The organism is Sporotomaculum syntrophicum (genome assembly GCF_009932395.1).
In the GTDB taxonomy this organism is placed as follows: Bacteria; Bacillota; Desulfotomaculia; order Desulfotomaculales; family Desulfallaceae; genus Sporotomaculum; species Sporotomaculum syntrophicum.
This window is the reverse complement of record NZ_LSRS01000005.1, coordinates 319,734-329,928: the sequence shown is the minus strand read 5'-3', so window position 1 is coordinate 329,928 and position 10,195 is coordinate 319,734. Positions and strand designations below refer to the sequence as shown.

10 protein-coding genes are annotated in these 10,195 nt (G+C 41.4%); 1 reads left to right on the top strand and 9 read right to left on the bottom strand.

All coding sequences use genetic code 11. The annotated features are described in order from the left end of the window. Positions 1 to 182: 182 nt before the first annotated feature. A complete protein-coding gene (locus SPSYN_RS11810) occupies positions 183 to 1,400 on the bottom strand; it encodes a transposase (protein ID WP_161822684.1) in 1,218 nt (405 codons plus the stop codon). A gap of 164 nt (positions 1,401 to 1,564) precedes the next feature. Between SPSYN_RS11810 and SPSYN_RS11805 the strand changes: the two genes are divergently transcribed. Beyond that, on the top strand, positions 1,565 to 2,530 hold the full coding sequence (locus SPSYN_RS11805) for an acyl-CoA dehydratase activase (protein WP_161822683.1): 966 nt from the start codon (positions 1,565 to 1,567) through the stop codon (positions 2,528 to 2,530). Between the two features lie 250 nt (positions 2,531 to 2,780). On the opposite strand, the gene SPSYN_RS11800 is transcribed toward SPSYN_RS11805, so the two are convergent. The 8 genes from SPSYN_RS11800 to SPSYN_RS11765 all read right to left on the bottom strand — a co-directional run bounded on the left by SPSYN_RS11800 (position 2,781) and on the right by SPSYN_RS11765 (position 10,138). Further along, positions 2,781 to 3,953 carry an aminotransferase class V-fold PLP-dependent enzyme gene (locus SPSYN_RS11800; protein ID WP_161822682.1) on the bottom strand — a complete coding sequence of 391 codons (1,173 nt, stop codon included), beginning with the start codon at positions 3,951 to 3,953 and terminating at the stop codon, positions 2,781 to 2,783. A gap of 190 nt (positions 3,954 to 4,143) precedes the next feature. Further along, positions 4,144 to 5,544, bottom strand: coding sequence for a phage-shock protein (locus SPSYN_RS11795; protein WP_161822681.1), 1,401 nt, complete (start codon positions 5,542 to 5,544; stop codon positions 4,144 to 4,146). A 382-nt stretch (positions 5,545 to 5,926) separates the two neighbouring features. After that, positions 5,927 to 7,384: an IMP dehydrogenase gene (gene guaB / locus SPSYN_RS11790; protein WP_161822680.1), complete on the bottom strand. Its 1,458-nt coding sequence runs from the start codon at positions 7,382 to 7,384 to the stop codon at positions 5,927 to 5,929. 111 nt (positions 7,385 to 7,495) lie between these two features. Continuing rightward, positions 7,496 to 7,720 carry a helix-turn-helix domain-containing protein gene (locus tag SPSYN_RS11785; protein WP_161822679.1) on the bottom strand — a complete coding sequence of 75 codons (225 nt, stop codon included), beginning with the start codon at positions 7,718 to 7,720 and terminating at the stop codon, positions 7,496 to 7,498. A gap of 52 nt (positions 7,721 to 7,772) precedes the next feature. Next, positions 7,773 to 8,255 carry a sporulation membrane protein YtrI gene (locus SPSYN_RS11780; protein WP_161822678.1) on the bottom strand — a complete coding sequence of 161 codons (483 nt, stop codon included), beginning with the start codon at positions 8,253 to 8,255 and terminating at the stop codon, positions 7,773 to 7,775. Further along, complete coding sequence (locus SPSYN_RS11775; protein WP_161822677.1) at positions 8,252 to 8,578, bottom strand: YtrH family sporulation protein; 327 nt, start codon at positions 8,576 to 8,578, stop codon at positions 8,252 to 8,254. The genes SPSYN_RS11780 and SPSYN_RS11775 overlap by 4 nt, the downstream gene beginning before the upstream one ends. 212 nt (positions 8,579 to 8,790) lie before the next feature. Then, a complete protein-coding gene (locus tag SPSYN_RS11770; protein WP_161822676.1) occupies positions 8,791 to 9,045 on the bottom strand; it encodes a translation initiation factor 2 in 255 nt (84 codons plus the stop codon). A gap of 265 nt (positions 9,046 to 9,310) precedes the next feature. Then, on the bottom strand, positions 9,311 to 10,138 hold the full coding sequence (locus SPSYN_RS11765) for a PHP domain-containing protein (protein ID WP_161822675.1): 828 nt from the start codon (positions 10,136 to 10,138) through the stop codon (positions 9,311 to 9,313). Between the last annotated feature and the right edge of the window lie 57 nt (positions 10,139 to 10,195).

Genomic DNA, 10,195 nt, shown 5'->3' with positions numbered 1-10,195 from the left:
TAAGCATTTTGCATAATTTCTGTAGCATAAAATTCAATGCCATAATTTAGAACTGCAATCGCATTAACTTAACACAGTTATGGTAAGTTGCTATGCTAAATGCTATTTTATAACTGTGGATAATCAAAAATGGACAAAAATACCCCTTTGAGCTATAGAGAGTTTTAAAATACCAGTATCGCCTAAGCTACCTGCTTTACAACTTTGGGCTCAAATACTGAAACCATCGCTGTGGATAACATTGCAATACATGATAATAAGACACGCGCTTTTACTTTTTTGAACCCTCGCACATTTAAGTTTTTTAGGCTCAGGTATTCTTTAAGGCGACCAAAGCAGCGCTCGACGGATGTACGTTTATTGTATATTTTGGTCCAGTTCTTACTGCCACGATGGGGAGTGTTAAACCGTCTGGGGTCATCTTTAACCCGTGTTTTCACTACTAGCCCGTAGTTTGAAGAAGAGCACCAGGCTAAACCATGTGGGCAGTTTACTTTACCCAAAACATGCGGGCACCTAAATTTATTGCAACCATTCTTATCACTACCCCAGTAGATCATAGGGTAACCACCGGAGCAAATAGGGGTGCCGTTAAAATCAAGGCCTTCAGGCGGCATTTTAGCTCCACGTAAGTTTAGCGGTATAATGCCTTGTGAATTATATTCGTGATAAAGGGTTGCGTAGATTTCCTTGATATCGTAACCGGAATCCATTGTCCAATGTTTTGGATAATCTTTTTTCGCCAGAGGCGCAGTTACTTTTTCTACAAGAGGTAGTGCTTCCATGCTATCTGATCTACTGGCAGGAGTTAAATTTACGGCCAGCGGCATTTCGCTTTTACAGTCAACCGCTAGGTGTACTTTCCAGCCAAACCAGGTTATTTGATTGCCGTGACTGTCTTTTTTGGAGCCCCAATCCGGTTGGGTACCATCTTGTTCTATGGTTTTCTTAGGTTTTGCTCTTTCTCGGGATTCTAATTTGGTTGCATCGATAGCAACACAATTACCGTCTATAGTCCCTTGTTTCCGGAGTTGACTCACAAGTTGTTGAAAATACTGTTCTAACAATTCATTTTCGGATATTGCTTTAAATAGTCGGCTAAAGGTGGAAACGCTCGGTGCTTGACTTGCTATTGGAAAACCGCATGCAAATCTAAAAACAGGATCTTGGCTTAATCGTTCGGTTAAAGCAGTAAAATTCGGTATTCTTTCAATAACCATTGCAAACAGAGCTCGTAACTTTGCAGCCATAGAGTACCCATTAGGCCCTAAAGAACTTTTCTCAAAGTTATCAATAATGGGGCTAAGATCGAGGGTATGAAAAATCTTTTCTAACCGGGTTTCCGGTTGCAGTTTCATAATTTCGTCAAAGGAAAACAGGCACTGTTGTTGAATATACAAGTAACTTCACCTCTGGTTTTTGTCGTTTGTTATTAGGTGCTACTTGTAATATTCGGCAAAACAAGGGGTGAAGTCCTTTTTTGTGGCCTTGAAACCCTTGATTCTATTGGCTTATGGATTATGCAAAACACTTAATTAATTCCAACAACCAAGGAAGTGAATTTATGAAAGCTTATCTTGGTATAGATGTGGGCTCAGTTAGCACTAACCTGATTATCCAAGATCAGTCCGGAAAAATTATTGCCAGTCTTTATCTACGTACAATGGGGCGCCCGGTAGAAACCATACAGGCTGGTTTAGAGCAAATAGCCAAAGCAATACCTGAACAGACACAGATCTGCGGAGTAGGCACCACCGGCAGCGGGCGATATCTAGCTGGGGTAATGGTGGGAGCAGATGTCATAAAAAATGAGATCACTGCTCACGCTGTTGCCTCCTCTCATTTTATTCCCGAGGTGCAGACAATTTTAGAAATAGGTGGACAAGATTCGAAGATAATAATCCTTAGAGATGGTATCGTCACTGACTTTGCCATGAATACAGTATGTGCCGCAGGCACCGGTTCTTTTTTAGATCAGCAAGCCTCTAGGCTGGGCATACCCATCACCGAATTTGGCTGTTTGGCCCTTAAATCAACTAATCCAGTACGTATCGCCGGTCGCTGTACGGTATTCGCTGAATCAGACATGATCCACAAACAGCAAATGGGTCATCCCATATCTGATATTATTAACGGTTTATGCGAGGCGCTGGTGCGAAATTATTTAAACAATGTAGGTAAGGGCAAAGAGATACTTGCTCCTGTTGTTTTCCAGGGGGGAGTCGCCGCGAATGCAGGAATAAAGGCAGCCTTTGAAAGGTCGCTGGGAACGGAAATAGTCGTACCTCCCCACTATGATGTCATGGGAGCCATCGGAGCAGCAATGCTGGCTAAGGAAGAACTGGCCGACACTCAACAATCAACAAGATTCAAAGGTTTTTCCATAGCTGGCTTGACCTATCATACTAAAAGCTTTGACTGTCAAGGTTGTGCCAACAACTGTGAAATTGCTCAAATATTTGAGGAAGACCGAGTAATCGGACGCTGGGGGGCAAGGTGTCCGAGATGGGATATTCTTCAGGAGGGATAGCGTGACAGAGCACGACTTAAGAATACTAGCAGTTTTTTTTAACACTGTAATTGTTCTTATTATGCTCGTCTCCGGCTTGTGGGTAAGTATTGATGCCCGTAAAACAGGGCGCACCTGGACAGAGTCTATCATGTGGGGTATTTTTGCCTGCTGGTTATTTATAGTGGGTCCTGTAGTATATTACTTTTTTAAACATAGATTTTACAAATAACAAATTGCCCGGGTTACCCCGGGCATCATTGATTAATGATTATTCACTGTTACACCCATAGCCACTAAACTGATCAATATTCCTTTCCTTAAGGTCATCTAGACATTGCAGTGCAATATCCACTTCCTCAAGTTTATTGAAATATGAAAAACTAAACCTAACCAACATGCTATTTAAGGTGCCTAATGTGCGGTGGGCATCCGGAGCACAATGCAGTCCGGCGCGGCAAGCAATATTATACCATTGGTCCAGGGCACCAGCCACAGCAATACTATCCTTATCCTGTAGTTGAAAGGAAACTACCGGCACACGGTTGGCAGTATTCGGCGAACCGAATATTTTAATGCCAGGTATTTCCATTGCTCCCTGCAAAAACCGATTAATAAGCATCAGCTCATGCTCTAGTATTTTGGATATCCCGGTATTGCGAATATAATTCACTCCGGCAGCCAGCCCGGCAATACCCACAAAGTTAAGTGTACCACTCTCATATTTTTCAGGTAAATAATCTGGCTGTGCACCTAACGAATGTAAGCCTGTGCCTCCCTCACGCCAGGGTTTTAGCTTGACCCGATCTCCCACATATAGTATCCCGGTGCCCGGTGGTCCCATTAATCCCTTATGCCCGGGCACAGCCAGTAAATCAATATTCATTTTAGCCACGTCGATATCCAGTAAACCTGCGGTTTGAGCCGCGTCAACAATGAAGATGATCCCAGCCTGGCGAGCCATTTCCCCGATTTCCCTAATTGGCATAACCGTACCGGTAACATTTGAGGCATGAGTTAATATGATAGCCCTGGTATTATAATTAATGGCTCTTTTAACCGCATCCGGGTCCAGCGTACCATCATGAGCACAGCGCACCTTGGTTACAGATATTTTGCCCCACATTCCATATAACGGCCTGACCACTGAGTTATGCTCCATAGAACTAATTACTACATGATCACCAACCCTTAGAGACCCTTTAATAGCCATGTTCAATGCATCTGTAGCATTTAAAGTAAATATCACTCGCTCGCTTTCTTTAATATTAAATAGCTCGGCTATAGATTGCCTGGTATCATCAACTAACTTCCCGGCTGCCAGTGACATTTTATGGCCAGACCGGCCTGGATTAGCCCCTATATTTTCCAAGCAATGATGCATTGCATCCAACACTTCGGGTGGTTTAGGCCAAGTAGTAGCGGCATTATCAAAGTATATCAATACATAACCTCCCGGTGGTTAATTATATTAATAGTTATTTCTTTAATAATTAACTTAGACCAGAAAAATAAATTAATTGTTTGATAGTGGATGGCTTCTTCTATAATTCAGTCAGTTAAAAAAATTATTAAGCTTATTTTTTGCTAATATACCAACCCACAAATAAAAATAAGGATACCAACAGGTATCCCTATGAAGCCACTTGTCTGGCATTCTTTCTAAATAAGCTTACCAATCTAGCCATCATTCTCACTAAGGGATGAGTTAAATGATTTTCTAAGTATTCATACTCATTTTTTATTTTTTCTAACTCTTGCTGAGCTAAGCGCAATGCGTTGCCCAGCTTCTCACTTTCAGACATGGAATGCTTAAGATCAGCACTAAGGGTATTAATTTCCGTCCGCCAAATTTTTTGCTCCTGACTAGTATTTTCCTTTAGCCGTTCCAATTTTTGTTTTAATTCAACAATCTCTGTTTGCAGTTCAGCAACCCGGTTAGCATGACTCTCTTTCATCTCAATTAATTTTGCCCTATTCTCACGTTCCCTCTCTTTATATTGCTGAAGTTTAGAGAATAACGATTCCTGACTTGATTGATTAACGTTTAAAAGCTGTTGTAATTTTTGTATCTCTTTTTCTTTCTCTTTATATCTGGCTACCCATAGCCTGCACTGGTACAATATACTATTTGCCTTAGCATCTAGCTTTTGCATATGTTCCTTATATCGATAGATCTCCTTTTTCCTCAATGCTAGCAGCAGATCCTTTTCAGCCATTTGAGTAGTCATTTGCTCAAACTGACTTACTTCGTTTTGACGTAAAGCCAGTGCTGCTGCAACCTCACGATGTGTCGCCGAAATCTCCTCAATTTGTTTCTGCAAGCCGGCACATTTTTGGGACCATTTCAAACGTTCTCTATGCCAACGATCCCTTTGGCGCTTGATTGACTTCAAATATCTTTTTATTATTCGCTCATAAATAACCCTGGCTTCTGCATTGTAACACCACACCCCATTACCTATTTCATCGAAATAAGGAAATTTTCTTAAAACTCCATATATTTCTTTCTGCCCTGCTGTCTGCCGCCAGTTACCAACCACATCAGTTAATTGTGCCAACGATAGGCCGGTCGGATGTATCTTCAGAGCTTTAATAATTAAATGCTTTAAGGAATACTGTTCTGTTTCTACCTCCCATTCTGTCAAACCCCATTGACCATTGGACAGTTGAATAAACCTACCATCGTTGATTAGTTCCGCCTGTTCCGCTAAAAGCTTATTTTTTTTCTTCTTTAAACCATTCTTAATTAGTTCGCTAGAACTAAGCGGTTGCTGTTTCTTCAGCAACAGATTATACAATTGGTCATTTTCACGTTTTCCTTCCAAGTTCAGGACCCATATGTAACCATCACTACTTTCAAAGCATTTATGCTGTTCTAAACATAAGCAAATATTTTCTTCTACTTGTTCCTGTGAATAATCCACCAGCATCTGCTTGTGCACATAAGGTGTCAATTCAGCTACAGTAAGAGATTCAAAGAAAAACAAGGTCTTTTTAAGTACGTCGGTAAGCGAATTTAATTTACCGCTCATCAAATGTACACCACCTTAAGCAATTATTTACATTTATTTCCTAGATATATACTTCATCTTTAATTTCAAATATCCTTCCTTATTTTAAATTTTTTTCAATAATTTTCCTTCTATTTTGTGGTACTAATTACGTGGCTTGAGCAATAAATCGTTGATTGGCTTTAAAATATTTGGTTAGCTCATCGAAACGTTACTTAACCGGTGTTAATAAGGCGTTTGAACTGCTTTAAGTCTCATTTAACAAACTAAGCCCACAGCATCAAATTGACACCATGGGCTTAATATTAACTTAATATGATTAATTAACGTTACATGATAGAGCAATGTAAATTTGTTATATCACATAGAATGGCGAAAGTTAAAAACTTATACCAAATGGTTTTTAGCGCAAGCTGTAGTTTGGTGCCTCCTTGGTAATTACTACGTCGTGGGGATGGCTTTCCCGCAAGCCGGCTGGTGTAATGCGAATAAACTTGGCATTTTTCTTTAAATCTTCAATGGTGGGCGTCCCGCAGTAACCCATACCGGCTTGTAGACCGCCAATAAGTTGAAAAACAGTATCAGCAAGTGTGCCCCGAAAAGGAACTCTACCTTCTACCCCCTCGGGAACAAGTTTCTTTTGATCTTCTTGGAAGTACCGGTCCTTACTGCCCCCTTTCATAGCAGTCAATGAACCCATGCCCCGGTAAACCTTATAACTACGTCCCTGATAAATTTCCATATCCCCCGGACTCTCTTCCGTACCCGCCAGCAAACTTCCCAGCATAACCACATCAGCACCTGCAGCTATAGCCTTAGTAATATCTCCTGAATACTTGATACCTCCATCAGCTATGATGGGTATATCGTACTTGGCAGCTTCCTCGGCGCAGTCATAAATAGCTGTTATTTGCGGAACGCCTACTCCTGTTACAACTCTGGTTGTACAAATAGAACCGGGACCGATACCGACCTTAACTGCATCAGCACCGGCTAAAATCAAATCGCGTGTACCTTCCGCTGTAGCCACATTGCCCGCAATAATATCCAGCTCAGTAAACTTATTCTTAAGAGCATTCACTGTATTCAATACCCCACGTGATTGCCCATGAGCAGTATCAATAACTATGACATCCACTTTAGCTTCCACAAGGGCTAGAGCTCGTGACATAGTATCAGCGGTTACCCCAACTGCTGCAGCAACTAGCAGTCTACCTCCCGTATCCTTGGCGGATAGTGGATACTGGCGAGCTTTTTCGATATCTTTGATGGTAATGAGACCTCTCAAATTAAAATCGTTGTCCACAATAGGCAGCTTTTCAACTTTATGAACCTGCAAAATTTCCTTGGCTTGTTCTAAGGTAGTACCGACTGGAGCAGTGATCAGGTTTTCCCTGGTCATAACATTGCCCACTTTTTGCTGAAAGTTCTTTTCAAATCGCAAATCCCGGTTCGTTAAAATGCCTACCAGTTTACCATTATCCGTAATGGGCACACCAGAAATACGGTAGCGTTCCATTAAAACCAACGCTTCACTGATCAGGTTGTCCGCTGATAAATAAATAGGATCAGAAATTACCCCGTGTTCCGACCTTTTTACACGGTCTACTTCCAAAGCTTGACGCTCAACAGGCATATTTTTGTGAATTACACCAATGCCGCCCTCCCTGGCCATGGCAATAGCCATACGGTACTCGGTAACAGTATCCATGCCAGCGCTCATCAGGGGAATGTTAAGTTTAATATTTTTAGTAAGCCTGGTAGAAGTATCCACATCCCGCGGCAGCACCTCTGAGGCCGACGGCATCAATAACACGTCGTCAAACGTTAATCCTTCTTTATTAAATTTATCAGGATACATGTCCCCTCACTCCCCTCAGTCAAGTTTACGATTAATATATTTGCTTATTATAGCACAAGGTGTAGTTTTAAGGGGACATATTATTGATATTTCCCTGAAAAAACTATTTATTTAATCCTGCCCCATAACATGTCCCAGGCCATAGCGCATAAAATGGTCACGCAGATGATAAATTAGTTTTTCTGTTACATCAAACTCATCAGCCATTTCAACATCAGACTTGCCATCCTTTAACCCTGCAATGAAATCGTCAAAATTAATACCGACTTCGTCTGTCTTGAATTTTAAACTAGGTTCCGTACTCCAGGGCACTCTGGAAGGGATATATTCTTCCATTAATAATAACACCTCCTTTTACAGGTAGTGTGTCCGGTAGGCGTTGCCTTTATCATACTATGTTTTGTGAGGGTATTATTTCCAGATAAACAATGACATGTTCCGATAACACGACCAACAGTACTTTTAAACGGATATCTTTTCCTTCCACCTCTATCTCCCGGTTATCCACAATACGGGGTACTAGCAAATAATTAATTGTTTCCACTTCCTGACCGGAAATTACTTGTAACCATTCCCTAACTTTTTTCTCTACTGCTAACTCAATAGTACTTCTTTCGTACTCAGAATAATCGCATTCTTCATTGAATCTAATGCTAGTGCTGATTTTAGTGATCACTCTAGGATGCATTTTTTCACTGACTTGTCGCAGCTGCTCTAATTCCTTTTCAGCAACCGCTAGGTTATCTGCAAGATACCGGTTCTTGATATACAAGTCATCAACCTGCTTACCTATAAAAACTCCTGTTAGAGCGGCGCCGATTATCATACCCAACCCAAAAATGGCTGCACCGAATATAAGGCGATTCCTCATTGCCCTTCACCCGAAAGTATTAATAATAAATAATACCCGCTCTGGGTGCCGGCCAAGGCACTGGTTATATAAATCAGTTGTTTAATGACCGCGCGTACTTCACCCTGAAAAAGGCCAGATTCCAACACTTCAAAGGTTGAAAAAGTACCACCTATGGCAGCTACAATGGCCCAAATTTTAATTTCTCTAGCCAATTTCATCATTGTACCCACTGGCGGTTCACGCACCAAAACAGCCGCTAGAGCACCCACCAAGGCAGCACCAAGCATAACACCAAGAGCAGTAAAGAATATTAGCACAGTTTTATTAATAAACGTATCCATGATTTTTCCTTTCATCAATTATGCAGGAGAAAGTCAAGAAAAGGACAATCTATCCCATTATATGTATGCAATGACAAAATGAGAACCTAGTTATCATGAAATTGGCAGCACCTTTTTTCCTCCAACTTCCTCTCACAATTAAGTTATTATTAAATGCAACTGTTTCAAAAAAAAAGACCCCTCTTAGGGTCATTGCGCACAAAGCATAGTAATTACTGTCCTTTAATTTTTGACTCCAGTTCAACTATTTGCCTGTTTTTCTTTAATAACCAACAGGCATACTTATAATTATTCCGGTGTAAACGGCGGTTTTCCTTTTCCAGCCTGGTTGTAAATAAATTTTTTTCTTTTTCTACCTTTTCAATTAAGTTCATTAATACCCTACGGCTAAGACGGAGTTGGTCCACCTTATCCTCCAATTCCTGTATCCTGCGCTGGAAATATTTTAAATCTGAATTTTCTTCCATCGCAACACCACCTTGACCGTCTTTATAAAATTATTATATGTCAGGTAGTGTCCAAATAGACATCTTACCCCTGCCTCTGGCCTAAAAATTCACCAATGCGGCGCACCGCTTCTTGAAGAACAAGTTACCAATCCGGCATCCAGCCATATTATATGTTTTAGACAATCCGGGCTCCAAACCTAAATTAATCACTCTAATCCCCTGCTGTCCCACCTGTTCTTTACTTCATCCATTTCAGCAAAAATTGCTGAAATGATGCACAAGCTTACTTAACGTTTTCCGCAGCCAGCGCCCGCAATTGTATAACCACAGTATAAGGCACTTTAGCTTCGCCTAGCCGCCCATGTCCTGTTGCGCCTACACCGTGAAAATCAGAGCCACCGGTGCCTAGCAAATTATGTTGTCGACAAAGTCCGAGATAGTAAGCCTCCATCTCACTAGTTTGTTTGGGGTGATATACTTCCAGTCCCTGCAACCCGGCATCAATTAAGGTTCTGATAAAATCCTCACCGCAAGATATGCCCGGGTGAGCTAACACAGGCACCCCGCCTAGTCTTCTGATCAGTTTGACCATTTCTACCGGGTGATATTTTAAACGGGGTTCATATGCCGGCTTACCGACACCGATATATTGCTCGAACGCTTCAGTAACACTGCTGACCTTACCTATAGCCTGTAAAGCCTGTGCTATATGCGGTCTACCCACTGAACCAGAACCGGCATATCTAAGCACCTGGTCATAGCCAATATTAATACCCATATGCTGTAGTTTAGCCACAATTTTGCGTGCTCTGCTCAGCCGGGCAGCGCGGAAAAGATTTAGATGTTTCTGCAAGACACTGTTTTCCGGCTCAACACAATATGCCAGAATATGTATTTCCATACCATCATGTTCAGTGCTTAATTCCACACCGTCAAGTACATCTATACCATACAACGCGGCTTCTAGTTTAGCCTGGCAAATACCTTCCATAGTATCATGATCTGTTATTGACACCGCCCGTAAGTTTGCTTGTACCGCCATCCGAACGACTTCATTCGGTGAACTGGCACCGTCGGAAGAAGTCGTATGTATATGCAAATCAGCAAACATTGCCCTCACCCTAACATATCGCAAACTTTACAAATCTTGCACCATGTTTCTATTGTA